Here is a 24,901-nt window from a genome sequence, read left to right as displayed (position 1 = left end):
AATGATTACCATTACAAAATTAATTAAAAGTTAGTCAACATATTTTTTCTTCCCTATCCCCTATCCCCCAATCTCCACGAATGAATTTAATTTTGCCTAACCACTTATCAAATAACCGGAGTCAAATATGAACTTGATTCGTTTTGAACACATTAATCTTTCTTGTAAAAATATAGACGCCAGCCGGAATTTTTACCAGACTTTATTTCCCGATTGGTATGTACGTGCAGAAGGCGTATTTAATGGTCGGCGTTGGATACATTTTGGCGATCGCCAATTTTATTTAGCATTAAATGACCAGAATGAGCAAGAACGTGTACATCATTCCTACGAAAATATTGGCATTAACCACGTTGGTTTTGTCATTAAAGATGGCGAAATCATGAAAAAATTACTGGAGGATAAAGGTATTGAATATTACACAATGTCAGCACCAGAAACAAAGCATAGAATTTATGTTAATGATCCCGATGGTAACGAAATTGAATTAGTGGAATATAACCAAAACTATGCTTTGAAATAATTGTTTTTAAGTGTGCGTTATCGATAACGCACACTTTAGTTACTGTTGTGGTAATGGTGGATGTTTAGCTGAGTATTGCTTGACTAACCGAGAAATTTCGGGGTTATAAAGTCGCAAATAATTCCAATAATTACCAAAAACTTGACGTACATAATTTTTAGTTTCATCAAATGGTATTTCTTCAACAAATTCATCTGGATCTTGGGTTGGTATAGTTTTCAACCACTTAGCAACGTTACCGGGGCCAGCATTATAACTGGCGATCGCCAGCAACGAGTTATTACCATATTGCTGATGAGTATGATCTAAATACCAAGTACCCAACATGATATTGTCGTTAGGATCTTCAAGGTTAATTTTTTTACTGTCCTCTTTAATTTGAGGAGCAATCCACTTAGCTGTATCTGGTAATACCTGCATTAACCCCGTCGCATTCGCAACAGATTTAATTTTTGGTTGAAATCGTGACTCTTGACGAATCAATGCTGTTACCAATAAAGGATTTAGCTGACGTTGCTGTGACCAATATTCTATTTCTTTGAGATAAGGAAAAGGATAACGAGCTTGCCAGTAAATAATTTGTTTACTTAAATTTTCATATTCAGTTTTTTCTTCTGGTTTTTCTCGGTCTTCCAATTTGGAGATTTTGTCAATTCCACGTAAATTTTCTCCTTGAGTCAGCAGCATCAAACCCTCAGTAAATTGTTGTGCCACCGTAGGTTGAGCTTTGTTGTTAAATTCAGCTTGCCATTGTAACCAAGCATCACGATCTTGACCAAGCAAATATAATTCTTTGAAGGTTTCAGAACCAGCTGTGGGTACAGGGCGCACAAGAGGAACTATTTCTGGTGTTAACTGACGGACATTGTTGAAGTTGCCGACATTTAATCCCAGAGTCACTGCCGAGCGCCACGCATAATAAGATTGGGGAAAACTACTAATTACATACTCATAAGCTTGTGTAGCTTCCTGCATTTTCCCTAAATTTGTTGCCCATCTCCCGATCCAAAAACCTGCTCTCGGAGCCAAAATACTATCAGGGTTAGTGCGAGGAATTGGTTCTGCCCATTGCCATGCAGCTTGGTAATCTTTGGCTTCAGCTTTTTCTAATGCCATTTTCCAACGGTATTGTGCTGCTTCTTCAGTATTTCCGTACTTGCTAACCAGTAATTGCAGTGCTGTATTTGCTCCGTTGGTGTCATTTTGGGCTTGTAAGATTTTGACTTTTGCTAACAATGCTTCTCCTGCCAGATCAGGAAATTTACTGATGATTTGGTCAAGATAAGGTAGAGCATTTTGACGTGGTTTGCTCATTTCTGCTAAACGCAGCAAAGCTGTACCTGTTTCTTGGGCTTCTGGGGAAGCACTAATTAGTTGTTTGTAGATAGCGATCGCTTGATCTCGTTTACCATCTATTTGCAATCCCCGTGCCACACGATAGAGGTTACGGGGTGTCTTGGCTGATTTGGTGTAGACTTCTGCTGCTTTCGCAAATTGATTATTTTCCCAGTAGGCGTTAGCAACAATTTCCCACTCTTCTGGCTTCAAAGTAGTATTTTTAACTAAAGCATCTAAGATGGGTATAATTTCTGGTTGATCATAGGCGTGTTTTGCCAAAATTAGTTGTAATTGTGGCTGATTGGGATTTGTTGCCAAGCGCTTGCGAATGATATCCCAAGTCAGGGGATGGGAAGGAAAAGAGGCGATCGCTTTTTCTTGATATTCAGGTAAAGCTATTAAATAAAGGGCTTTCACACTGGCTGGATGTGTAGGATAATTTTTGACCACAGCCTGTCTATCATCAGAGGCTTTACCCGGTTCTCCTAAAATGTCATACGCCTGGGCCCTTTTGAGCAAAATATAGGGCGCTAGCTGTGGATAGTCTTTATCCAGCCCTTCTAGGAGACTTAACGCCTGTTTACCTTCATTGCGTTCAACTAAATCACTGGCTAGCAAATAACGAGCGCGGTTCCGATCTTGTGATGGAAACCCTTTGGATAATTCCTCAAGTTTTTCTACTCTTTGGCTAGGAGATTGGAGTACCAAAGAGAAAACAGCTGACTCAGCTTTACTTGCTTCTGTCAGTTGTTCTGACTGATTATTAAATTGCTTGAGCCATTGTCCGAGATACCTTCCCATCTGAGGGGCTGAAACCATAGCCCCAGCCAGAAAGGCACATAGTCCTGCACCCACAATCAGAGAAATTTGTTTTTTCTGTAGCTTCTTCAGCATTGAGACCCGCTGAAAGTTTCACATGAATTTCTTGCCACTTTAGCATTACTAATGCTGTAGAGAACCATTTTTGTCTTTCAATTTTTTATTGAACACGAAAAATTTGCAATTAATCGCGATCGCCATTTTTATACTTTTGTTAAGAAAAAATTATCAACCTAATTTTTAAATTCTGCATCATTCAATAGGTATATTTTCATGTTTGAACAGAGATAGATTGACAGTGAAAGTGAGCATGTATTTTGTATGTATATAATTAAAGTCTAAGCTTTTGCTCTTCCAAAATGTAGAGAGTTTAAGCAATACAGAATTGACGTTAATAAGCAAGGTCAAAACGGATTGAACAAACGCTTTGATGTTCTCTATGGATGGGGGAATGTTAATAAGCAAGGTCAAAACGGATTGAACAAACGCTTTGATGTTCTCTATGGATGGGGGAATGTTAATAAGCAAGGTCAAAACGGATTGAACAAACGCTTTGATGTTCTCTATGGATGGGGGAATGTTTGTTATCAACGCTGATTTTGGAAATGCGTAGACACATGGCGTGCTTCTCAGAACGCGATCGCCAATTAATAGACCTCTTGCATAAATCCTCAAAACCCGTATCCCCCGTGTCCCCCGTGTCCCTGATCCCCATTTTCTACCTCTGGTACAGGATCGTAACCACCTGGATGAAACGGATGACAACGTAGGATGCGTCGAATAGCCAACCAAGAACCACGCAGAGGGCCAAATCTTTCAATGGCTTGAATAGCATACATAGAACAAGTAGGCTGGAAGCGACAGGTAGGGAGAAATAAAGGTGAAATAAACATTCGGTAGAACCGAATCAGCCAAATCAATAATAGTTTCATCAGTGTCACATTTTTCTAATAAATTGGTAACAAAGGTCAAGTTTTTTTATTTAAATCTTTGCTGTTGTTAAGTTTGTTTTCCCATCAAGAGTTGATTGCTTCTTTAGGACTGCAAGTTACTAGCGTTGCAGCTTGGTTATCCCTCGTGATGTTAACTGCATGGGGGGTTAGTCGTTTTGCGAAAGCAGATCCAGAAATTGTGCGGAAGATAGTGCATATTGGAACTGGTAATGTGATTTTGCTGGCTTGGTGGCTAAATATTCCCGCGATCGCAGGAATTACAGCCTCAGTTTTAGCCAGTGCTGTGACTTTATTGTCTTACCGTTTTCCTATTCTCCCCGGTATTAATAGTGTAGGACGCCGGAGTTTTGGGACTTTCTTCTATTCTATGAGTATCGGTGTTTTGATTGCTTGGTTTTGGTATCTGCAACAACCCCATTATGCAGCACTAGGTATTTTAACAATGGCTTGGGGAGATGGACTCGCTGCCATAATTGGACAGCGATTTGGTAAACATAAGTATCAACTCTTTGGAGGACAAAAAAGCTGGGAAGGTTCTTTGACAATGGCGATCGTCAGTTTTGTTATCTGTAGCTTGATTTTGTTGAATGTACAAGGTGACTCTTGGCAAGTTTGGATGATATCTGTGATAGTGGCTTTAGTAACTACTGGCTTAGAAACTATTTCTTTTGCTGGGATTGACAATTTGACAGTTCCCTTGGGTAGTGCGACCTTGACTTTTGTATTAACTAAATTGTTGGTTAGTGGCTAGTAGTCTGTCAAACAATTTTGGATTTTAGATTACCCTGCGGGTAGACACAAAGTGGCTACTTGCAGAAGCGTCTATGGATTTTGGATTGACCCCATAGATAAATCTAGGGGCTTCGTCCAAAATATAAAATCGAGGGTAAACGAAGCTCATACCCAGTTAAATAGCTTTGATCGGTGTTGACTAGATATGAGCAGGATTTATGTAACGGTGATACTAATATCTACGATAATAAAAAGTCTTTTGCGGAAAATTTACTCCGTGACGATAGGTTCTACGGTAGCGTACTGCTGGATGGTAATAATAAACCCTTTGATAACGAGGTCTATAGTGATACCGTCTGTTATTACGCTGTCTATAGTAACGCTGCCTATAATGACGACGTCTATAATGAGGATTTCGTCTGTAGTGACGATTTTGTCTATAGTGGCGTGTTCTTCTGTAGCGATAGTGTCTGTGTCGTTGACTAATTTTGTAATCTTGGTTATGTTTTGTTTGTTCTAGTTCTACTGCATCAACTTCTTGTTGTGAAATGATGGGTGTTTGAGTAGGTGACAAGGTGTGCGCTGCGGCTACTTCTAATCCCAAGCTGATAGGCAATACTAAAGTACTGACTACGAACTTCCAAAACATTATTTTACGCTCCTAATTTTTGTGTTTTTGGCTAAACCTTTCTCAATCCTTGATTTACTCTTCATCAACAAGGTTGGAAGGTTAATGTTTATGCTTGGTGGTTCACGCAGTTCTTGTTTACTGCCAACAAATGGCTAGTTTGAGATTCCATCCAGTTTTAAAGACCAAGTTTTTGGTCTAGGAAACGATTATCACCAAATGTTTTTACAAAGATAGTTCATGGTGAACTGACATCTAAAAAAATTTTGTTACTTGTTAAAAATTTACAAAAATATATAAACTGATAGAAGCTATTGAACAATGACAGCAATAAAACTTAAATGACTTTTTTGCCATTATCTCAACCACTCCTACGTGAGAAACAACAAGAGTTAGATATTCAAGATTTACAAGGTTTATTACGCTTTGATTGGAAAGTTGGTAAATTAAGTCTTTGGTCAGGTTTTTATACCCGAATCGATCAAGTATTTATTCTTTGGGGTTTGATTTGTGCTGGTATTTTTCTCACAGCTCAATTTCTACCTGTTAGCTGGTATACACAAGCTATTTTGTGGTCAGTACTTACCTTTGTCGCTAGTATGAGCATGATAGTTTTGACATGGTTTTGGGTAAGTGTAGAAAAGCTACGCTGGCTGTTATATGGTTGGATAATCTTAATGGTTGGAGGTGTTACCCTGACTGATTTGGGCATTTTTTGTGGTTGGGGTACAGTTTTGATGCACCTATGTCCTTTGTGGTTAATAATAAGCGCTGCTGGTTACTTATTAACAGCTTGGGCTGTGCGATCGCGTACCTTTTTATTAATAGCTATAATTCATCTCACTAGTATTGCTGTTTTACCCTTATGCTGTGGTTGGCAATTTTTTGCTACTGGAGTTGTTATGGCAGCAAGTTTATTGATATTAGCAGAATGGCAATGGGATATGCGCCAGCCAATCGAAGATTACGCCATCTTAACTCCAGAACAAAAGTTATTTAATCAACAACAATATGAACTTCGGTTGATTGACAAATAAAAAGTTTAAATTTTCTGTACTTTCGACTACAGATAATAGATTTTATTTCAAAATAAAAATATGCAGCATATATAAAAAACTAGACTGCTTGTAAAAATAACTTTTGCAAGATCTCTAAAAATATATATGTTGCATGATCGGCGCAGGAATTATGCTGTTTGTCCTGTTCATCGCTATCCGAAGGAGAACGGCGTCAGGGTAGCGAGCGATCGCCTATGTTCAAATAAAAATCAATAGTCAACACAACCCTTTTCTTTTATTTGCTGACTTTATACGGTGTGTGGAGAAACAAGTCTAGTTTGTTTATGTGGTGTAGGGTTTTTGCCGTTTCCCTTGCTTTACAGTCACCAGAGGGATGCTAAAACATCCATGAGAACAGTCTGAGGTTTCTGACACTAATAAGAACAAACTTCAAAATAGGGGTGTTGCTTTTTAACATAATTCTTGTAATACCATTTCCATATGAAGATGCATAGAAAGAACCCCACCGCCTTCGGTACCTCCCCTTGGTAAGGGGAGGTTGGGAGGGGTAGCTTCATATTTAATTGGTATAAGTTAATCAAAATTAATCCCGCTTGTGAATCACTCAAGCGGGTTTATTTAATAACATAAAAAATATCGGTGGATTTAATTTTTCCACCGATGTTGAATTGATTGACTCATCTTAATCTTTTATCAACTACTGATTAATTTTTATTTATTCAGAAAAAACATCTCCTGTATATGGTTGGATGCCAATATTTGGATAAGCGTCATCATTCGGGCCAAATATCCGTACTGCTGCTTCAGTAATATAGCGAGTTATACTAGCGATGATATTGGAGATAGCCTTCATAATTAGACTCCCTCTTTTTTCTTATTTTTATGGGAATATTTCTACTCTAATCTAGACTTTCTGATTTGCTCATATATTCAATATATTGACATTGAAGGAAATATTACTTGATAAATATTTTCATAGCTTTAGCTACAGTTAAAGTAATACTTTATTAATTTAACTATTGAGTAAGTCGGCACAAATAAAGTAGGGACACTCCGACCCTACGCCCCTACTTCATTTACGTGAAAAACGCTGTAATTTGTTTTTTGATCATGAACAGCGATCGCATCACTCGGAGGAATAGGAGACAAGGGGGACAAGGGGGACGAATTTAAAGAAAAGCTTGACCACCTCTCACCGAAAATAACTATTAACCGTTGACTATTGACCCTTGATTCTTAGATTAACCACTAATCACTAACCACTGCAATACAATCAATCTCTACCAATACATTTTTAGGTAAACGCGATACCTGTACACATGCTCTTGCTGGTGCTGTCGCTTCGTCAAAATATTTTGCATACACTGCATTCACCGCCACAAAATCATTCATATCAGCTAAAAACACAGTCGTTCTCACCACATCAGCAAAACTAGCTCCCCCAGCTACCAAAATAGCCTCTAAATTTGCCATTACCTGCTCAGTTTGCTTTTTCACATCTTTCTCACCGACAATTGCACCAGTCTTTGGATCAAGCGGAATCTGTCCCGCCACAAATAGCATTTTCCCAGCAGCAGCGATCGCCTGATTATATGGGCCTACTGGTGCTGGTGCGTTCTCAGTACGAATAATCTCTTTACTCATAGTTCTTCTGTTGTTTGTCATTTGTCATTGGTCATTGGTCATTAGACCTCTTGCAAAAATATTTTTACCCCACCCTAACCCTAAGCGTTTACGGGGAGGGAACTAAATCTTCCCCCCGTGAACGGGGGGATTGAGGGGGGTTCATTCGACTTTTGCAAGAGGTCTATTGGTCATTTGTCATTGGTCATTTGTCATTGGTCATTTGTCATTGAGAGAAATTCTCCCTTGTCCCCCTTGTCCCCGATCCCCGATCCCGATCCCCAATCCCCTACCTCGGACGTATTCCATGATGTCGATATCGCCAATAATCTCGCAAAATTGTATCGTGATCGAAACATAAATTATTAGGCACACGCCAAGATTCAAAAATTTCTATTCCTTTAGCATCATCTCCCGCCTGGGGTTCACCTTTTGCCGTTGCTAAAAATACAATGCTGATCGTGTGCTTGCGGCGATCGCGTGCTGGATCAGAATAAACATGAAATTGTTCAATCAACTCCACCTCTAAACCAGTCTCTTCTAAGGCTTCGCGTCGCGCTGCTGCTTCGATAGTTTCTCCATAATCAACAAAACCACCAGGTATGGCCCAACCTAACGGCGGATTATGTCTGTCAATTAACACTATTGGTCGATGAGGACGATCAAGCAATTCGATGATGATATCAACAGTCGGAATCGGATTTTGATAACTCATAAAACACCAATTGTGACATCAAATCTGGTTTTCCAGATAGCTGAAAGTCAACAACTGTTCCGTGTTAAATTCAGTGCATATCTTTGCTCTTTATAGTTCAGGATATTTATGCCTTTTCCCAGAACCAGTGGTATTTTACTACATCCAACCAGTTTCCCCGGTCGCTACGGAATTGGGGATTTGGGTTTGGAGGCTTATCAATTCGTAGATTTTTTGGCTCGCAGTGGCCAGCAGTTGTGGCAGATATTGCCTTTGGGACCCACAGGCTATGGCAATTCACCTTATATGTGTTTCTCTGCTATGGCAGGTAATCCTCTGTTGATTAGCCTGGATGTACTCAAAGATCAAGGCTTTTTGAGCGAAGATGACCTGCGTGATGTGCCAGACTTCCCATTAGATCATATAGATTTTGAGCGAGTGATCGCTTGGAAGATGCCTCTGTTGCGGAAAGCTTGTGAAAATTTCAAGCAAAACGCTAGTAAAATCCAGCACAAAGAATTTGAGGGTTTTTACAGAGGTAAAGCGAATTGGCTAGAAGATTATGCACTGTTTATGGCATTAATAGATACCCAAGAAGCTACAACCTGGACTGACTGGCCTGAAGAACTGCGTCAACGCAAACCAGAAGTACTCGAACACTGGCGTCTGCAATTGACAGACCAGATATTTTTTCACCAATTCCTACAGTTCGAGTTTTTTCGCCAGTGGTCTGAGCTTAAACTCTACGCTAACCAACAAAATATTCAGATTATTGGCGATATTCCCATCTACGTTGCCCACAATAGCGCTGATGTGTGGGCGCATCCGCAGAATTTTATGCTCGACCCCGAAACAGGAAAAGCTACTGAAGTCGCAGGGGTACCACCAGATTATTTCTCAGTCACAGGTCAACTTTGGGGGAATCCGATTTACAACTGGAAATACCTAGAATCAACTCGTTTTCATTGGTGGGTCTGGCGTGTACGTGAAATCCTTGCTCACGCTGATATGATTCGTATTGACCACTTCCGAGGTTTAGAGTCTTATTGGTCGGTTCCAGCAGGAGAAGCAACGGCAGTAAATGGAAGATGGGTAAAGGCTCCAGGTTATGCTCTATTTGAAACAATTCGTGAAGATTTAGGTACCCTACCAATTATTGCTGAAGACTTAGGCTACATCGATCAGCCAGTGTTAGATCTTAGAGACAATTTCGGATTTCCAGGGATGAAGATTCTGCACTTTGCTTTTGGTAGCGATGCTCACAATGCCTACTTGCCGTATAATGTGCTTCCCAACAGCGTGATCTACACCGGAACTCACGACAACAACACGACGATTGGCTGGTATGGTCATGATGCTTCTGATTATGAACGCGATCGCGTCCAAAAATACCTTGGTTGTAATGGTTCTCACGGAATCGCTTGGGATCTGATCCGATTGACGATGAGTTCTGTTGCTAATCAAGCGATTATTCCTCTCCAAGATGTCTTCAATTTGGGAGCTGATGCTCGTATGAACACCCCCAGCAAAGCTGATGGTAATTGGGATTGGCGCTATCGAAGCGAAGCCTTGACGGAGGATTACAGTAATCGTCTCAAGGAGATGGCTATAATTTATGGGCGCTACTAGTACAATAAGGCAAAAGTAAAAAGGCAAAAGTAAAAAGAAAGAATGCTTATTTTATAAGCTTTTCGACTATTTTAAATGGTTGCTTTATTTACGCCGTGCTGTACTATAGCACTTCTGACTCGATTGCAATACAGTCGGAACCCCACCCCGGCTTTGCTGACGCAAAACCTCCCCTAAGCGCAAGCGCTTAGGGGATTAAGGGGTGGGGTACGTATTGGACACAACCGAGAACTGCTATAGTACTTTCCCAACTCAACTTTGACTGATTGGTGTAGGTTGGGGAAACTTTAAAGGGGAAAAACCAAAGGGCAAGGGATAAAATACCTTTGCCCAAATGTATCAAACTTATAGTGAAACGGTATTAGCGCTTAATCCCCTTTAATATGCGAACCATTGCGGAAATTAACGAAAAAATCAGCCGTAAACGTGCGGTGGTTTTGACTGTTGAAGAATTAAAAACCAGAATTGAGGAAGTTGGTGTTACAAAAGTTGCCACGGAAGTTGATGTCATCACCACTGGCACTTTTGAACCAATGGAATCTAGTGGTGCAATTATTAACTTGGGGCATACTGATCCACCAATCAAAATTCGTCGCTGTTGGTTGGATAGTGTTCCAGTATATCCCGGTTTTGGTGCTGTAGATTTATACTTGGGTGCAAGTTCTACTGTAGAGGTAATGGAAGGAGAAGAAGTCCGCGAACGGGGTGGCGGTCATGTGATTGAAGATTTGATTGCTGGTAAGCCAGTACACGTACGCGCTCAAGGACAAGTTACAGATTGCTATCCCAGGGCTACCTTTGAAACAACAATTACTCGTGACACTATTAATCAGTTTTATTTATTTAATCCCAGAAATCTTTATCAAAATTTTATTGTAGGAGTGAACGGAGGCGATCGCCCACTTTTTACTTATTTAGGCCCCTTACAGCCACGTTTGAGTAATGCAGTTTATTCTAACCCTGGTGCTATTTCTCCTCTCCTCAACGACCCCGATCTCCAACTAGTGGGTATTGGTACACGAATTTTCTTAGGTGGGGGTATTGGCTATGTAGCATGGGAAGGGACACAACATTTTCCTTTACAAAAACGTTTGCCTAATCGTACACCCATTGGCCCAGCTGCAACTTTAGCTTTAATTGGTGATGCCAAACAAATGAATGCTAATTGGGTGCGGGGTTGTTACTTTAAAAATTATGGCCCTTCTCTAATGTTGGGTGTGGGTGTACCACTTCCGGTATTAAACGAAGAAGTAGTAGCCAGATGTGCAGTTAGTGATAAAGATTTAGTAGCACCCATCGTAGACTTTTCCATTCCCCGACGTGTGCGTCCCACCTTTGGCTTAGTGAGTTACGCTCAACTAAAGTCTGGACACATCATCATTGAAGGTAAAACAGTAAGAGTTGCACCCGTTGTTAGCATTTTCCTCTCTCGACAAGTTGCCCAAGAGTTAAAACAATGGATTCAAGCAGGTACTTTTACCCTTACTGAACCAGTCGCCCAAATCCCGATGGAACGCTCTTTTCTCCCCCAGGATCGGTGGACGGAGTTTTGAGGACAAGGGGGACACGGGAGACACGGGGGACACGAGAGACACGGGAGACACGGGGGACACGAGAGACAAGGGGGACAAGGGGGATACGGGAGACACTGGGGACAATGAAGAATTGGTTACTTATAATTTAGTCTCCCCACACTTCCCACACTCCCCACACTCCCCAATCCCCTATTCCTCCGGTGGCTTCGGTCGCTTCACCGGCTTGGGAACAGAACCTTTGGGTATAGGTCGTGATGGCGGTGAGGGCGGCGATGATGATGAAGAATCACCCACTTTTTTAGTTGGACGTAGTGGGCCTTCTCCACTTCGTCTGGGGGGATATGGTTTTCTACCACCAGGACCTGGACGACGACCAGAGCCGCCTCCACCTCCACGTTGAAATGGTGGTCTACTGCTGCGTTTTCTGGGCAGTTCAGCGATGACTGTTGCTTTCTCTATGACCAAAAATTCACCTTCTCGCTGGACTTGCAAGTCCCAAAACTTTCCTACTGCTTTGGTTTCTAGCTTGCCCTTGAGTTTCAATTTGAAATACTTAGGTTTATCATTTGGTTTGCGGGCAGATTGCTTAATTTTGATTACCAAGTTCTCTGTATCATATGACTGGTAGACTATTTCGCCACGAACAGAAAAACCGCCATCTACAATTTCTGATGATGGTGCTGGTTCTATTGAGGTGTGTTGGTCTTTTTCCTCTAAATTCTCGGATAAATCAGGATTGAGTGTTTCCTCCTCTGGTGAGGTCAAATCTTGCTGCTGTTCGTTTATGGAACTTTTAGTCAGTTTTTCTGGCTCCCATACCCCCACAATTTGAAGATGCAAATTGTCGTTTTCTTGGCGTGTCCGTGGATAAACAACCCACAGATGCTCTTGCTCTAAGTCGAGATGGTTTTTGACTAAACTCATGATTCGACCAAGTAGCACAGCCTCCAATTTGGTACCATCTGGGGTCAACATTACACCTTGGGTAAATTGTTCGCTGCTAGCAAAGTAACGACCCCGGACTAGACCAATCGCTCGATACTGCATTGGTTCGCTCGGAGGTGGAATCGGTTGCTGTCGATTCACTAAGTTCCCATCATTAGCAGTTTCGCTTGACGTTACAGACGAAGCTTCGCTTTGCGACACTCCGGGTGGTGCTACTACATCAGTAGTTTCTTCTTGATTAAGTTTTGCTTCATCAGAAGCTATTGAATTTGATGATTCAGGGGACGGCATCAGGTCGGAATTCATAGCAACTCCTTGCGGCGGAGACACATCCCAATTGTGGGATTTTATTAACGCAACAGGGAAGAGCGGTTGTGCGGCTGCTCAAAGTATATTTACTTTCAAAACAACCACCATCGTTTGCCCTGTTATGATACTGAAAGACGCTATTTTCGCATACACACTAAATGTGTAATTTAGCGTCTTTCCACTAGTTTCGGAAGCATAGCATAGCTACTATTTAAGCGTCTCCTCTTAAATTCATCTCTTTCTTAAGAATCAAAAATGGCTATTTGTTATAAAGTTCACAGTTAGTTAGCGATATTCCGCAAACTTTTTCAATTTTTTAATTTTCTCAATTTTGTGTAAACGGCAAACAATAGTGTTATTAGAGTTAAGGACGGTTTTGTGTCTCAGCCGCGTAATAGATGGTTAGTTAAAGTAGTGTTAGTGCTGGCAGTGATAGCTTTTGTTGGAGTGTCTATAGCGGTTCTCGCTCAGATGAGGTACATTCTCAAAGTTGAAATGATTTATCTATGAAGTCTAGCTATACTTCATTAGCATAGGAAACGCTATATGGTTCCCATCATAGCCGCATTTAATGATACGCAACAGTCCAGCCCAAATTCCGCTAGCGGCAGAGGAAATTCGTCTTCCTCGGATCTAAAGTCAAAACTGGAAGATGCAGCAAGAGGTTATGAACAAGTTTTGCAGCGAGAACCCGAAAATCAAACAGCCCTGCGAGGTTTGTTAGAAACTCGTTTGCAATTGCTAAGTTTAGGTGTAGGTAATATTCAAGCAGTTATTGAACCTCTAGAAAAATTAACTAAACTCAATCCAGAACAAACTAAATACGGCGTACTTTTGGCACAAGCCAAGCAACAAATGGGTGATAAAGAAGGTGCAGCAGAGGCTTATCGCTCTGTTTTGGAGACTAAACCAGGCGATATTAATGCTTTGCAAGGAATGGTGGCTTTGTTGCTCAACCAAAAGCGCCCGGAAGCAGCAATTGGGTTATTACAAGATACCCTTGCTAAATCAACTCAAGCAAATAAAATTGAACCTGGTAGCGTAGATACTGTTGCTGTGCAAGTGATGCTGGGTAATGTTCATGCTACCCAAAAACGCTATCCACAAGCCTTGTCTGTATACGATCAAGCAATTAATAGCGCTCCTAATGATTTTCGTCCTGTTTTGGCAAAAGCAATGGTTGTCAAAGAGCAGGGAAAAACTGATGAAGCAAAACCTTTGTTTGATAAGGCTGCATCTTTAGCTCCAGCTCAGTACAAAGACGAAATTAATAAAAAAAGTTCTGAGACTGTGACTCCAACTCCTGCTGCAACTCCAGCACCGTAGGGAAGGGACAGGGGATTGGGGATTGGGGAAAGGGAGACAAGGAGGACAAGGGAGCAGGGAGACGCGGGAACACGCGGAGAATAACCAATCCCCGATTCCCACTCCCCGCTACCCAAATTTCATGCTCCTTCCACAGCCGCGACAATACCAAATAAAATAAATAAAAATCCGCCAACAATGGTGAGTGTTTTTTCAGAAATTCTTCCGGCTAACATTCTGCCACCAATTACAGCGATCGCAGCACAAATGGCATGTCCTAAAATAGCACCTATACTCACCCCAACAGGATTATTCCCTGCTGCTAGAGCAATGGTGGCAAATTGTGTGCGATCGCCCCATTCTGCCATGAATGTTAATGCAAAAGCTTCTAGTACAATTGCCCACATTGTTTTTTGCTTTCTCATTTGCTTTTGTGCTTGAGCAACTGCGGTTTTTGCTTCTTCTACAACTTCCGTATCGCAGGTAGCATTGGGCATTTTACTACCTTGGTACAACAGCTTTAAACCGAAGGCAATAAATAAAGCAATCTCGCCGTAATAAATGTAAACTTTTGGCAGTAATGATACTGCTTGTCCTACTACGACAGACAGCACTGTCATCGCCGCTAAAGCTGCTGTTACACCCGCAAATACAAGTCGCCGCGAGTGTTGCATGGACAAAATCACGGCGATAAAAAAGGTTTTGTCACCTAATTCCGAAATTGTAATTAGTAATAAACCTGCGGTGAAAGCTGTTAGCACTCTCTCAAGCTCCAGACGATTCGTTTACTCGTATGTGAAGCTCAATGAGACTAGCGAAACCTCACCGAGCTTCACACTTTACCTTTTGTGTGAACTCAGTGAAGGTCTCGCTTCCAACTAGCTTATTGCTTGATTGTCATCTAAACCAGGCTCATCGCCAGTATGTTGATTTAGATGGACTGGCTGAATTTTTTGCCAGCAGCTACTCCCCTTCTTACATTTATAGGTAATTATACATCTATCTTAAGTTGTAGTAAAAGAATTTTTTCGGGAGAAGACGCTGTAACACGGAAAAAATGTTAACAATATCTCCCTTGTCCCCCTTATCCCCTCCTAGCATTAAACTCACAAAGCTGCTAGTCTGAATTGTCAAAGTTACTATATATATTCTTAGTTATTTATGTCTATTACGATCGCTCTCAATTCTGACTCCATTCACAACTTAGATCTATCTCCTGTAACAACAGTAATTGAGCAATTGCTGCAAGAAGGAGCGATCGCATCCCATGAACAGCAGTTACACTTTGATGTTAACTATTTCCAACAAGAAGGTGATCCGCGAGAACTCTCAGAAATTCCAGAAGTGCGCCTGTGGTTTGTTCGCCTCGATGCTCGTTATCCTTGGTTCCCATTTTTACTTGACTGGAAAATGGGAGAATTTGCTCGCTATACAGCTATGCTAGTACCACATCAATTCAGTTCCAAAGAAGGAATTCAGTACAATCCAGAAGCGTTGGAAATCTTTTTAATGCATAAAATCTTTATTTTGAGTGACTGGTTCAAACAAAATAATATACCTAGCCAATCACGTCTGCAATCGATGGCTCAAATGCTAGGTTATGAATTAGACGATGATTTTTTTGCAATGTTCTAATAATAGCTAATAAATAATTAGTACATAACGGATACTTAGGTCATTTGACATATTAGATCTAAAGCAGCACTAAAGGCGTATTCTACAGCTTTAGATTTGCTGGGTAAGGCTGCTTGCCATAGTCGGTAATCGTTATATTCTATGATTAGATTTGCAATTTCACTAATTCTAATATTTTGAAGTACATCATATTGATGTAATTCAAAATCTTTGATTGTTCCACCTTTTTCTAAAACTTTTCGCCCCAGTTTAATAAAATTATTGATCACAGTTTTCATATATTTTTTACCATCATCTTTGGCAAATAAAGATGAAGAATTAAATGCCTTAACTTCCTCTAAAAGTAAATTAGCTATTGCTCTACCTGTCAGATTATCCCAATCAGCAGGCAGATAAACATCTAAATATTCATTTTCGTAAAATTTATATTTAAGATACTCATGAATACCTATAGCATTTTGAACTATTTTCTGACCAGCTAATAATTTATATAAATAATTGATACTTATATCAATAGATTTGTCTTGGAATACCTTTTCTTCTGTCTCTCCACATTCATACACAAGATAAGTCCAAATACCTGATTTTTCTCCATCGGTACTTAGTGATTGATAAAAAGTAATTGTTCCATCTTCCTCACACTCAAAATAGGCGCTTTCTGTATTCATCACTTTACTCTCGCATCTACTCTTACAGAAGCAGACTATTTTTCTAAAAACGCCCGTGATATGATGGGGCTGGCTTTCTACTTGAATGTAACGTTTACCATTGCTAGTAAAGCCATGTAAATGAATCGCCATTTGTTTTCCCTTTGAAAATTTCATGACATTCTTGGTGGATGTCCTTGCTAATTAGCAAGAATTAGAGTTAAAAAACACACATAATGGCGTGTTAGATCCACCCAAAGTCTAATCACACCAGGTAATTTTTACAACTATCAATCGTTAAATAGATGGAATTTTCTGTTTTGCTGAACTCAATTTGTAGAAACAAATATAGGAATCCAATTTGATTTATGAACTTACTTGTAAAAACGGGGAATTCTTAACAGGAAGTATACTGAGTTTTTTTCCAAAATCAAATAGGAGTCCTGTATTTGTTTTAGCATCAACCTTTTTTAGGATGACTTAATTTCATTAAGATACATCATACAGTATATGATTTGAACAGGTTGTTTATTAAATATTCTTCGGTCAGTAAATATCTAGCTAGTAACAGCAATATCGCCAAAGTTTTTTATCCACGAAGTAATAACAAAACTTTTTTAGTCAGTGATTTATTTTTTTCCATACTGTTATCTGATACTGAAGATGTAACTTTTAGGACACAGAAAAATCTTTAGTAAACGTTGTTACTAACTATCCAAATAGGGAGTTATATAGGAACCCGTGTATTCCATATTTATAGACTGTGGTATATGAGATACACATTCATAAATGCGTCTAAATAAATATTTCCCTAGAATTCATTCAACATATCAGGTTATAGAAAAAAAAAACAGTTGTTTAGGTAACTCTTATTCCGTAAAAACATTAAATTTTTGAGTATTTTATTATACAGTGCAAATGAGTTTTATGCAGTTTTTAGGCTTAAGTATATGTACTACCGTTACAAAAATTACTTTATCAAGTACTTAGACAAAATTAATTACACAAATAGTTTTTCCCTTCCCTGTTCCCTGTTAAAACTTCCTTGTTCCCTTCTTTATGTAAGATAAATAATATGAAACCTCCCTTCCGCTTATAGGAGAAAATCAACTGGTGGAAGGGGGGTTTAAATTAATACAACAGTTCAAGAACAATTCAAGGCAATGGGAATGAAGTGCTAGCCGCCCCAGATTTTTTCCAAAATAATTTTGGGCGAAATATCTGCTATTTTGCCTGTAGGAGATTTGATAGCAATAAATTTATCGCTTTTCGGCAATAATTTAGCTGGATCTGTAGAACCAAACAAGGCAATAGTATAGGTCTGCACAGCAACGGCAAGCTGTACAGTCGCACTATCAGTACATAATAATAAATTTGCTCCTGTAATAATTGCCGCTAACTTGCCCATATTATCTGGGGAAGTGATTTTGATGTCGGGTATAGACTGTTTGAGTCTAGCCACAAACTCTTGTTGACTTGGTTCTTGAACTACCACCACAGGTATATCTGGTTGCTTTTGTTGGCAATCTTGAATGATATGCAACCAATTTTCGGCATGGTATGTTCTATCTTGACTTTTATTTGGTGCTAACTCATTTACACCATCGTGAATCAAAATATAACCAGTTTCTTTAACTCCCAACCTTAATTGCTCTTTGTCTGCCCAATCAATATCTGATTTAGGTACATTCACAGCTAATTCTGGACAGGGAGACTCAATGCCCAACTCTTGCAGCAAAGTGTGATACACATAAGCAGCGTATTGTTCTTGCTTGAGAGGTAGGGTGTTAGTCAGAAAAGCTGCTCCTTTGCCTTTGTAGCCAATACGTATGGGGATTCCAGTCAACCACAATAAAAGACCCATTAACCAGCTTTGCGTTAAGGCAATAGCGGCATCGTATTCGCGATCGCGAAGTATACCTACTAAGTTAGCCCAATCAGCCAAGCTGTTACGGTCTTTATAATCAAATATCAGTACATCATTAACTGACTTACTCACCTGGTAAGCAGCCTTTGACCGGGGTTCCACAACGACATCTATCTGAGCGTCAGGATAATTACGCTTCAGGTCGTCTAGTGTCGGAAAGAATAGAATTTGGTCGCTTATTCCACCAGGGACAAGGGCTACTATTCGCATAATATTAATTTACGCCTACTCGCTCCTTATTTTAGGGGAAGATAGGGACTAGAAAAGTCAAAAGTCAAAAGTCAAAAGTCAAAAGTTAAAAAACCTGTGCATTTATTAATTCCTGCTGCCGGAAGTGGACGAAGGATGGGGAGTAATCGCAATAAACTCCTCTTGCAAGTGCGATCGCGACCAATTATTGCTTGGACGCTCTTAGCTGCACAAGCATCAGATGAGATTAGTTGGATAGGAATTATCTCCCAGCCTATTGACTGGCAAGACTTTAAGCAAATCAGCGATAATTTACAGCTTACTAAACCTCTGGAGTTAATTCAGGGTGGTTCTACTCGGCAAGAATCTGTTTACAATGGGTTGCAATCATTACCAGCCAATGCTAAACAAGTGTTGATTCATGATGGGGCTAGGTGTCTAGCTACACCAGATTTACTCAACAGATGTGCCGAAACGATTCGGCAATGTCCTGGTTTAATAGCAGCTGTGCCAGTTAAAGACACCATCAAGGTCGTAGATGAAAATGGCATAATTCAGAGTACACCAGACCGAAGCCAACTCTGGGCAGCACAAACTCCCCAAGGTTTTGATGTGAACCTACTAAAACAGTGTCACGCTGAAGGTGTAGCTCAGGGTTGGGAAGTGACTGACGATGCTGCTTTATTTGAAAAATGTGGTTATCAAGTGCAAATTGTTCAAGGAGAGGAAACAAACTTAAAGATAACTACCCCACAAGATTTAGCGATCGCAGAATTTATCTTCAAAACCAGATTTGGTGAGGAGTAGGGATTGGCGAAAAAGGGGACAAGGGAGACAAGGGTGACTCTTTACAACAAACAACTTAAACTTGACTTTTAGTTATTATTGTGATACCTGAATCGTTACATATTAAATTATTCTTTCCTTGTTCGGTTGTCAACTGTCAGTAGTCCTTGATTGTTGACAATTGGAAATGCAACAGCAAGGGGTAAATTCATTTTCTACCCTGTGAAGTAAGAATTCCCTGCCTTTTAGGCATGAGGAATGTCAATATAGAACGTCAGGTGCTACAACGGAGAAAACTTCTAAGAACACACTGGCTTCTCTTGACTATTGATTATTGATCGAATGAATGCAGCGACAAAAATAGAAGCAATTCTTTATTTGAAGAGTAAACCTTTATCAATCAGTGAGATTGCTGATTATGCCGCGTGCGATCGCGCTACTGCTGAAGAAGGTATTATCGAGCTGATTGACGATTATGCTCATCGTGATAGCGCCCTAGAAGTCGTAGAAACCCCAAATGGTTACTGCTTGCAATTGCGGTCTGATTTTCAAGATTTAGTACAAACTCTGATACCAGTAGAATTGGGGGTGGGTGCATTGCGGACTTTAGCAGCGATCGCCTTGAATAGTCCCATGCTACAAACTGATTTAATTAACCTGCGTGGCTCCGGAGCATATCAACACGTCCAAGAACTAGTGGAACTTGGTTTTGTCAAGAAACGCCGAGATCATGACTCTCGCTCCTATTCGCTTCAGGTAACACCCAAATTTCATCAATATTTTCAGATCGAACAACTTCCTTCACCATTTTCCTCTCCACAACAGCAACGACAATTAGAGCTAAAACTAGAATCAGCATCGGAAATAGAGTAGATCGGGGATTGGGGATTAGAGATCGCGGACAAGGGGGACAAAACAATTCAAAATACCCTTCAAGAACGCCAAGGGCGTACAAAATACCTTCGGTAGGCGCGTAAGCGACTTCTGTAAGTAGCCGCTTTGCGTCTACAAAATTCAAAATTAAGAATTTGTTGCCCAATCCTTGATCCCCAATCCCTGATCATTAAACCTTACCTAAGATGAATGCTACTCCTAGCTGAGGAAATATGTCTTAACCCCATACTATGGTTTAGAGTAGAATTAGCAACTCCGCTAAACTTAAATTGCCAATGGTGTTTGATCCTGACTTTTTGAATGACAATTTTGAACAACACCCTCGTCAGCATCTGAGTGACGCTTTTGAGGAACCCTCTAATCAGTTGCTCAAATATTTACAGCATCAGTCTCCAGAAGTTTTGGCTAACGTCGCTCAGTCCGTCAGCCCTGAAATTAAGCAAATTATTTCCCAAAATGTCCAAGGGCTAGTCGGGATGTTGCCTGCTGAAAACTTCAATGTTCAGATTACAACCGACCGGGATAATCTTGCTGGTCTTCTAGCATCAGCTATGATGACGGGCTATTTCCTGCGTCAAATGGAACAACGAATGCACTTAGATCATTTGACTAACAATCATTAGTCAAGAGTCAATTGTCAATGTTTCAGTAGTAAATATTCTTGACTTTGGACTCTAGACTATTTGTGGGGATAAGCTCCTGACTGAACCTGAAAAGTTTGAATTTTGCCGTCCCGGTTGACTTCAATTTGTAAAGTGTCTCCAACGCTGCTAGATTCAACCATTTTCTGTACTTGAGCAGCAATTTTAACTGGTTTGCCGTTAAATTTTTGGATGATATCTCCAGGGCGCAGTCCTGCTCGTTGTGCAGGTGATTTGTCTAAAACTCCCTTGATGGCAACACCAGCATTTTGCTGGATGTTAAGATTATTCTCTTGATTGATTTGCTGCTTTTTGGTAGGAGAAAGGTCTACCATTTCAATTCCCAAAAAAGGATGTTCCACGTGTCCTTTAGCAAAAAGTTCGTCAGCAATGCGGGCAGCAATTTCTATGGGAATGGCAAAACCAAGTCCCTGAGCATCAGCACGAATTGCAGTGTTGACTCCAATTACCTCACCTTGAGAATTTAACAAAGGTCCTCCAGAGTTCCCAGGATTAATGGCGGCGTCGGTTTGGATAAAGCTAACCCGTTTATCTGGTACACCAACTTGGGAACTGGTGCGATCTGTAGCGCTGATGATGCCGATAGTGACAGTGTTATCTAAACCCAGAGGATTGCCAATCGCGATCGCCCACTGTCCAGGAATCAAATTTTGTGAATTGCCCAATTTCACAGACGGTAATTGCTTGGCAGGAATTTTTACCACTGCTACATCCGTCATGGGATCAACTCCCATCACCTTTCCTTGAAATGTTCTACCATCTTTGAGGGTAACTTGTACTGTATCTGTGTTTGCTACTACATGAGCGTTGGTGAGAATTTCTCCATTCGTACTGAGGATAAAACCAGAACCCGTACCGCGCTCAATTCTCTGTTGTGGAATTGGTTCTTCATCTTCGCCAAAAAATCGACGCAACAGAGGGTTTTTGAAAGCATCTGAAATAGGATTGGCGACTTTGCGTGTTGCATTAATTCGGACTACTGCTGATCCTGTTTTTTGAACAGCAGTGGCGACAAAATTAACGCTTTCACCCCCAGTTGCTTCGATATTTTTTCCCAAAGGATTAGTAACAACTGTTTCTGATGGCGCACCCATGCTCACATTCTTGAGTTCCTGAAACGTACGCCTCTGTGTCAGGAGATAGGGACTGGCTAGCAACACTGCACTACCACCGAATACGCCGCCGCCCACAACCAATGAAAAATAAACGGCTAGTTGTTTCTTAGATAACTTCATAAAACCTCTCGGTATGCGGGAAACTAGGAGTATGCGCGACCTGAGAGGGAAGCGACACGTAGCTTGCTTCCCGAAGAGTGCGATTTTTTGATCGCCGTGTTCCATTATCGCCTTGGGGTTACTTAATTCTCTGTAGTTTTGCAATCTCTACTTTCGTTCGGGCAATTACGAACTAGAATTGTTCATCCTGTACGTATAATGGTTTTGCTCCGAGGAGCTTCCCAAAAGGGGTAATATTAGCTTAGACAATGTTTAAGTTCGGTACTATCCGCTCATACACTGACTTAACCCTTGGGAATCTGTTTAATCCTTTGGTTCTAAAGCAAGGAACTAGCTACGCATTCCTTGGTAGGACTTTAACTCTTGTCAATAAGGTAGTACGCAAGGCACGCATTGAGCTTGCCAAAATGTACTTAGTCTGGTCAACTGTAGTCAAACTCTTAGGCTGGAAGCCAGCATTTTTAGACCTGGGTCGTTGACCATACTCAAGGACAGCAATGCAGAAGATGCTAATTTCTAAGTTTAGTCAAGCAAAAGACAAGTAGACAGATTAATTTTGTTAATCGTTGTGGTTGTCGTTGGTAGTTAATACCAATCAACTAACAACTAACAACTAACTGCCAAATAAAATATAAAATTCAGCTAGAATCGCAAGAATACTCCCGCCATACATGAACTGTTGACGTTGAGTACTTCAATATTGCTCCATTTAACATACATGACTGTTAGCGATCGCCTACTTCTACTTGTTTTCTCTAGCCTAATCTCTGCTTTGGGACTTGTATCCACATACCCAAATTCTGCACTAGCACAGGCTGCTAAATGTCCAACTCCAGCTCTAGAACGCTTTGTGCGTCATAAAGTTGGGCGTGGCGAAACTTTGCAGAGTATCGCCGCGCTCTACAATTTAGCTCCTGATACTATTATCACCATGAATCCCAGTTTAAAAAACGGTAGGGTGAGTGTAGGTAGTAATATTCTCATCCCTCCCTACAATGGTATTGTAGTAGAAGTAGCTCGTGGTCAAACTTGGCGAGAATTGGCACAAAAATACAAAATTCGTGCTGATGCTCTTTTTGAGTTAAATGGCTGTAAACCACCATCTCAAATTGCATTTATTCCCACATCCAACAAATCACCAATTCGTGCGAGTTCGTCGCCATCCCCAACTCCTAGTGTAAATACCCCTGCTGTGCAAATAACTGGGTATCCCTTAGCATCTATGGCTCAGGTAGGGTTTCCCTATGGTTGGCAACTCAATCCCAAAAACGGAGAAGTTTTCTTTCACAGTGGTATTGATTTGTTAGCTGCGATTGGAACCCCTGTAAATGCGATCGCACCAGGGACAATAGTTTTTGTAGGCGATCGCGGTACTTACGGTAACTTAGTAATTATTAATCACAGTGGTGGATTGCAAAGCCGTTATGCCCAGTTGGAGAGTATCAAAGTTAGCCTTGGTCAACAAGTTAAACAGGGAGAAGTGCTAGGAACAGTTGGTCAGACTGGACAACCAACCATCAGTCAACCTCATCTACATTTTGAAATCCGGTCTAACTCTTCTCTGGGTTGGGTTGCTCAAGATCCAAAAGAGTATATGAAATGAAGTTGATTAATTTCCAGGGTTTGTAGTAAGCACTTTAGTGCTTATTAACAAACGAATTCACTAGATTTGATGACGTGCATTCCAGCATCAGCGAATCGCTGAAACGCCTCATTTGCTGCTTCCGTATAGTCCACCACACCCGGAACAACAACAGCAGAAGTACAATCCTCCAAGAGATAAACTTTTTTCGCTAAATTGCTATCTACCTGCCTAATTTCTGTTAATAAATCATCAATTGTCCAAGCAACACAATGGCTTTTAGCTTGTCCTGCAATAATTACAGCATCAAATTCTAACAGATGCTGAATCAAGCTTGTATTCTTTTGGGCAATAGGATGCTCATCAAAACCTGACAAAACTTCTGGGCGTAAAACAGAATAGTTTTCTGTTAAAGGATTATTACCTTTAATCTCAAATTGCGTTTGACTATGACGTGCAATACAGTGGAAAAAGATTGCTTCTTCCACAGCAGCAACTAAAGCATGACCAATACCACCCAACATAGAATGATAAGGCCATACTGTTAATGGATATTTACCTTCTTGAGTTAATTGTTTAACGTAATGGTAGGCATGTTTTTCTAAAAAATCGTAATCAAGTCCTAGACTAAAAGCAACACTTGGGTTAACTTTCCAAATACCTTGCTCAATATCTGTTGGAATAATATTAGTTGCAGCAGGTTCTGGATGTTCACCTGCGGGATTTACCCAAAAGATAGGATGAAAAATTTGCATCGCTGTATGGGTATCTAAGGTTGGTACAATTTTTGTAATTATTCCCAAATTGCGATAGATAAACTCACACAAACGAAAATTATCATCTACTGCACCAGTACCAGATTTTCCCCCAACAAATAATTCAAATTCAGGGATGCAAAAAGTGTTTTGAACATCAATTAAAAGTAGGCAAATACGAGTTTTATCTTCAGATGCTGGTTTGATGTCGTGTTGTTTTGCCCATGCTTGTGCAGCTGTGGCGCTTTGTTGATAAGGTACGCGCCAGACTTTACCTACTGTTTTGGGGTTGAAGTGTGAGGGAATAGATAGTTGGATTTTTGTTGAGGTATTCATAATACGACATCAGAATAAATAGGATTTTAGATTATCTTCTAGGGTGAGTTGGGTTTTTAGTTGAGTCATAGTTAGTTTTAGGGTGGGGATGAGTCTATTTTGATGGAGTTTTGTGAGATTGTGCGTCTATCGATATCTGATATCAAATTTGAATAATCTTTGGATAATCACTTTAGATTCTGAGTGCAATGCTCCATTACA

Annotated in this window: 25 protein-coding genes; 13 read left to right on the top strand and 12 right to left on the bottom strand. The window is 40.4% G+C overall.

Annotation, left to right across the window (positions count from 1 at the left end):
• Positions 1–127: 127 nt before the first annotated feature.
• On the top strand, positions 128–523 hold the full coding sequence (locus tag AC5JMK_RS18215; protein WP_096673635.1) for a VOC family protein: 396 nt from the start codon (positions 128–130) through the stop codon (positions 521–523).
• Positions 524–562: 39 nt separating this feature from the next.
• Here AC5JMK_RS18215 and AC5JMK_RS18210 read toward each other — a convergent pair whose 3' ends face one another.
• The gene (locus tag AC5JMK_RS18210) at positions 563–2,755 is read right to left on the bottom strand and encodes a lytic transglycosylase domain-containing protein (protein WP_495910735.1); all 2,193 of its coding nucleotides are present in this window, start codon (positions 2,753–2,755) and stop codon (positions 563–565) included.
• A gap of 339 nt (positions 2,756–3,094) precedes the next feature.
• Here AC5JMK_RS18210 and AC5JMK_RS18205 point away from each other — a divergent pair, with 339 nt between their 5' ends.
• Positions 3,095–3,277: a hypothetical protein gene (locus tag AC5JMK_RS18205; RefSeq protein ID WP_495910734.1), complete on the top strand. Its 183-nt coding sequence runs from the start codon at positions 3,095–3,097 to the stop codon at positions 3,275–3,277.
• 74 nt (positions 3,278–3,351) lie between these two features.
• Here AC5JMK_RS18205 and yidD read toward each other — a convergent pair whose 3' ends face one another.
• A complete protein-coding gene (gene yidD, locus AC5JMK_RS18200; protein ID WP_096673641.1) occupies positions 3,352–3,612 on the bottom strand; it encodes a membrane protein insertion efficiency factor YidD in 261 nt (86 codons plus the stop codon).
• 58 nt (positions 3,613–3,670) lie between these two features.
• Between yidD and AC5JMK_RS18195 the strand changes: the two genes are divergently transcribed.
• Entirely contained in the window at positions 3,671–4,384 is a 714-nt protein-coding gene (locus AC5JMK_RS18195) for a diacylglycerol/polyprenol kinase family protein (RefSeq protein ID WP_096673643.1), read from the top strand.
• 213 nt (positions 4,385–4,597) lie between these two features.
• On the opposite strand, the gene AC5JMK_RS18190 is transcribed toward AC5JMK_RS18195, so the two are convergent.
• Positions 4,598–5,014 (bottom strand): hypothetical protein, encoded by a 417-nt coding sequence (locus AC5JMK_RS18190; RefSeq protein WP_096673645.1) that lies wholly within the window; start codon positions 5,012–5,014, stop codon positions 4,598–4,600.
• A 320-nt stretch (positions 5,015–5,334) separates the two neighbouring features.
• Here AC5JMK_RS18190 and AC5JMK_RS18185 point away from each other — a divergent pair, with 320 nt between their 5' ends.
• A complete protein-coding gene (locus AC5JMK_RS18185; protein WP_096673647.1) occupies positions 5,335–6,030 on the top strand; it encodes a hypothetical protein in 696 nt (231 codons plus the stop codon).
• A gap of 697 nt (positions 6,031–6,727) precedes the next feature.
• On the opposite strand, the gene AC5JMK_RS18180 is transcribed toward AC5JMK_RS18185, so the two are convergent.
• From AC5JMK_RS18180 to AC5JMK_RS18170, 3 genes are all read right to left on the bottom strand, one after another.
• Complete coding sequence (locus AC5JMK_RS18180; RefSeq protein WP_495910733.1) at positions 6,728–6,865, bottom strand: hypothetical protein; 138 nt, start codon at positions 6,863–6,865, stop codon at positions 6,728–6,730.
• Between the two features lie 395 nt (positions 6,866–7,260).
• On the bottom strand, positions 7,261–7,656 hold the full coding sequence (locus AC5JMK_RS18175) for a RidA family protein (protein ID WP_096673649.1): 396 nt from the start codon (positions 7,654–7,656) through the stop codon (positions 7,261–7,263).
• A 268-nt stretch (positions 7,657–7,924) separates the two neighbouring features.
• The gene (locus AC5JMK_RS18170) at positions 7,925–8,350 is read right to left on the bottom strand and encodes an NUDIX domain-containing protein (RefSeq protein WP_096673651.1); all 426 of its coding nucleotides are present in this window, start codon (positions 8,348–8,350) and stop codon (positions 7,925–7,927) included.
• Between the two features lie 108 nt (positions 8,351–8,458).
• Here AC5JMK_RS18170 and malQ point away from each other — a divergent pair, with 108 nt between their 5' ends.
• Entirely contained in the window at positions 8,459–9,958 is a 1,500-nt protein-coding gene (gene malQ / locus AC5JMK_RS18165; RefSeq protein ID WP_096673653.1) for a 4-alpha-glucanotransferase, read from the top strand.
• Between the two features lie 383 nt (positions 9,959–10,341).
• Complete coding sequence (locus AC5JMK_RS18160) at positions 10,342–11,511, top strand: homocysteine biosynthesis protein (protein WP_096673655.1); 1,170 nt, start codon at positions 10,342–10,344, stop codon at positions 11,509–11,511.
• A 171-nt stretch (positions 11,512–11,682) separates the two neighbouring features.
• Here the strand turns inward: AC5JMK_RS18160 and patR are convergent, their stop codons facing one another.
• Positions 11,683–12,744: a heterocyst master regulator PatR gene (gene patR, locus AC5JMK_RS18155; RefSeq protein WP_495910732.1), complete on the bottom strand. Its 1,062-nt coding sequence runs from the start codon at positions 12,742–12,744 to the stop codon at positions 11,683–11,685.
• 381 nt (positions 12,745–13,125) lie between these two features.
• On the opposite strand from patR, the gene AC5JMK_RS18150 reads away from it, so the two are divergent.
• A complete protein-coding gene (locus AC5JMK_RS18150) occupies positions 13,126–13,257 on the top strand; it encodes a hypothetical protein (RefSeq protein ID WP_495910731.1) in 132 nt (43 codons plus the stop codon).
• Between the two features lie 36 nt (positions 13,258–13,293).
• Positions 13,294–14,073 carry a tetratricopeptide repeat protein gene (locus AC5JMK_RS18145; RefSeq protein ID WP_495910730.1) on the top strand — a complete coding sequence of 260 codons (780 nt, stop codon included), beginning with the start codon at positions 13,294–13,296 and terminating at the stop codon, positions 14,071–14,073.
• Positions 14,074–14,192: 119 nt separating this feature from the next.
• Here AC5JMK_RS18145 and AC5JMK_RS18140 read toward each other — a convergent pair whose 3' ends face one another.
• Entirely contained in the window at positions 14,193–14,813 is a 621-nt protein-coding gene (locus AC5JMK_RS18140; RefSeq protein WP_096673661.1) for a TMEM165/GDT1 family protein, read from the bottom strand.
• Between the two features lie 400 nt (positions 14,814–15,213).
• On the opposite strand from AC5JMK_RS18140, the gene AC5JMK_RS18135 reads away from it, so the two are divergent.
• Complete coding sequence (locus AC5JMK_RS18135) at positions 15,214–15,687, top strand: CRR6 family NdhI maturation factor (RefSeq protein ID WP_096673663.1); 474 nt, start codon at positions 15,214–15,216, stop codon at positions 15,685–15,687.
• A gap of 35 nt (positions 15,688–15,722) precedes the next feature.
• On the opposite strand, the gene AC5JMK_RS18130 is transcribed toward AC5JMK_RS18135, so the two are convergent.
• Together AC5JMK_RS18130 and AC5JMK_RS18125 are read right to left on the bottom strand one after the other, a co-directional pair.
• Positions 15,723–16,511, bottom strand: a complete 789-nt coding sequence (locus AC5JMK_RS18130) for a hypothetical protein (RefSeq protein WP_495910729.1) — start codon at positions 16,509–16,511, stop codon at positions 15,723–15,725.
• 1,000 nt (positions 16,512–17,511) lie between these two features.
• Entirely contained in the window at positions 17,512–18,471 is a 960-nt protein-coding gene (locus tag AC5JMK_RS18125) for a glycosyltransferase family 9 protein (protein ID WP_096673665.1), read from the bottom strand.
• A gap of 96 nt (positions 18,472–18,567) precedes the next feature.
• On the opposite strand from AC5JMK_RS18125, the gene ispD reads away from it, so the two are divergent.
• From ispD to AC5JMK_RS18110, 3 genes are all read left to right on the top strand, one after another.
• Positions 18,568–19,257 (top strand): 2-C-methyl-D-erythritol 4-phosphate cytidylyltransferase, encoded by a 690-nt coding sequence (gene ispD / locus AC5JMK_RS18120; RefSeq protein ID WP_096673667.1) that lies wholly within the window; start codon positions 18,568–18,570, stop codon positions 19,255–19,257.
• A 321-nt stretch (positions 19,258–19,578) separates the two neighbouring features.
• Positions 19,579–20,109 (top strand): SMC-Scp complex subunit ScpB, encoded by a 531-nt coding sequence (gene scpB / locus AC5JMK_RS18115; protein WP_096673669.1) that lies wholly within the window; start codon positions 19,579–19,581, stop codon positions 20,107–20,109.
• A 296-nt stretch (positions 20,110–20,405) separates the two neighbouring features.
• Positions 20,406–20,753, top strand: a complete 348-nt coding sequence (locus tag AC5JMK_RS18110; protein ID WP_096673671.1) for a DUF760 domain-containing protein — start codon at positions 20,406–20,408, stop codon at positions 20,751–20,753.
• 56 nt (positions 20,754–20,809) lie between these two features.
• On the opposite strand, the gene AC5JMK_RS18105 is transcribed toward AC5JMK_RS18110, so the two are convergent.
• Positions 20,810–22,027, bottom strand: coding sequence for an HhoA/HhoB/HtrA family serine endopeptidase (locus tag AC5JMK_RS18105; protein WP_096673673.1), 1,218 nt, complete (start codon positions 22,025–22,027; stop codon positions 20,810–20,812).
• 718 nt (positions 22,028–22,745) lie between these two features.
• Between AC5JMK_RS18105 and AC5JMK_RS18100 the strand changes: the two genes are divergently transcribed.
• Complete coding sequence (locus tag AC5JMK_RS18100; RefSeq protein WP_495910737.1) at positions 22,746–23,630, top strand: LysM peptidoglycan-binding domain-containing M23 family metallopeptidase; 885 nt, start codon at positions 22,746–22,748, stop codon at positions 23,628–23,630.
• A 44-nt stretch (positions 23,631–23,674) separates the two neighbouring features.
• Here the strand turns inward: AC5JMK_RS18100 and AC5JMK_RS18095 are convergent, their stop codons facing one another.
• Entirely contained in the window at positions 23,675–24,700 is a 1,026-nt protein-coding gene (locus AC5JMK_RS18095; protein ID WP_096673679.1) for a cysteine hydrolase family protein, read from the bottom strand.
• Positions 24,701–24,901 lie beyond the last annotated feature (201 nt).

The organism is Pelatocladus sp., from assembly GCF_059505505.1.
Note: the sequence above shows the minus strand (reverse complement) of the source record. Positions and strands in the feature narration are given on the sequence as shown.

Coding starts and splice junctions, on each gene's coding strand:
- AC5JMK_RS18215 (WP_096673635.1), top strand. CDS start 128: ATGAACTTGATTCGTTTTGAACACATTAATCTTTCTTGTAAAAATATA.
- AC5JMK_RS18185 (WP_096673647.1), top strand. CDS start 5,335: ATGACTTTTTTGCCATTATCTCAACCACTCCTACGTGAGAAACAACAA.
- yidD (WP_096673641.1), bottom strand. CDS start 3,612: ATGAAACTATTATTGATTTGGCTGATTCGGTTCTACCGAATGTTTATT.
- AC5JMK_RS18180 (WP_495910733.1), bottom strand. CDS start 6,865: ATGAAGGCTATCTCCAATATCATCGCTAGTATAACTCGCTATATTACT.
- AC5JMK_RS18175 (WP_096673649.1), bottom strand. CDS start 7,656: ATGAGTAAAGAGATTATTCGTACTGAGAACGCACCAGCACCAGTAGGC.
- AC5JMK_RS18100 (WP_495910737.1), top strand. CDS start 22,746: ATGACTGTTAGCGATCGCCTACTTCTACTTGTTTTCTCTAGCCTAATC.
- AC5JMK_RS18170 (WP_096673651.1), bottom strand. CDS start 8,350: ATGAGTTATCAAAATCCGATTCCGACTGTTGATATCATCATCGAATTG.
- malQ (WP_096673653.1), top strand. CDS start 8,459: ATGCCTTTTCCCAGAACCAGTGGTATTTTACTACATCCAACCAGTTTC.
- AC5JMK_RS18125 (WP_096673665.1), bottom strand. CDS start 18,471: ATGCGAATAGTAGCCCTTGTCCCTGGTGGAATAAGCGACCAAATTCTA.
- AC5JMK_RS18160 (WP_096673655.1), top strand. CDS start 10,342: ATGCGAACCATTGCGGAAATTAACGAAAAAATCAGCCGTAAACGTGCG.
- AC5JMK_RS18145 (WP_495910730.1), top strand. CDS start 13,294: ATGGTTCCCATCATAGCCGCATTTAATGATACGCAACAGTCCAGCCCA.
- AC5JMK_RS18135 (WP_096673663.1), top strand. CDS start 15,214: ATGTCTATTACGATCGCTCTCAATTCTGACTCCATTCACAACTTAGAT.
- AC5JMK_RS18095 (WP_096673679.1), bottom strand. CDS start 24,700: ATGAATACCTCAACAAAAATCCAACTATCTATTCCCTCACACTTCAAC.
- patR (WP_495910732.1), bottom strand. CDS start 12,744: ATGAATTCCGACCTGATGCCGTCCCCTGAATCATCAAATTCAATAGCT.
- AC5JMK_RS18210 (WP_495910735.1), bottom strand. CDS start 2,755: ATGCTGAAGAAGCTACAGAAAAAACAAATTTCTCTGATTGTGGGTGCA.
- AC5JMK_RS18105 (WP_096673673.1), bottom strand. CDS start 22,027: ATGAAGTTATCTAAGAAACAACTAGCCGTTTATTTTTCATTGGTTGTG.
- scpB (WP_096673669.1), top strand. CDS start 19,579: ATGAATGCAGCGACAAAAATAGAAGCAATTCTTTATTTGAAGAGTAAA.
- AC5JMK_RS18130 (WP_495910729.1), bottom strand. CDS start 16,511: ATGAAATTTTCAAAGGGAAAACAAATGGCGATTCATTTACATGGCTTT.
- AC5JMK_RS18190 (WP_096673645.1), bottom strand. CDS start 5,014: ATGTTTTGGAAGTTCGTAGTCAGTACTTTAGTATTGCCTATCAGCTTG.
- AC5JMK_RS18110 (WP_096673671.1), top strand. CDS start 20,406: ATGGTGTTTGATCCTGACTTTTTGAATGACAATTTTGAACAACACCCT.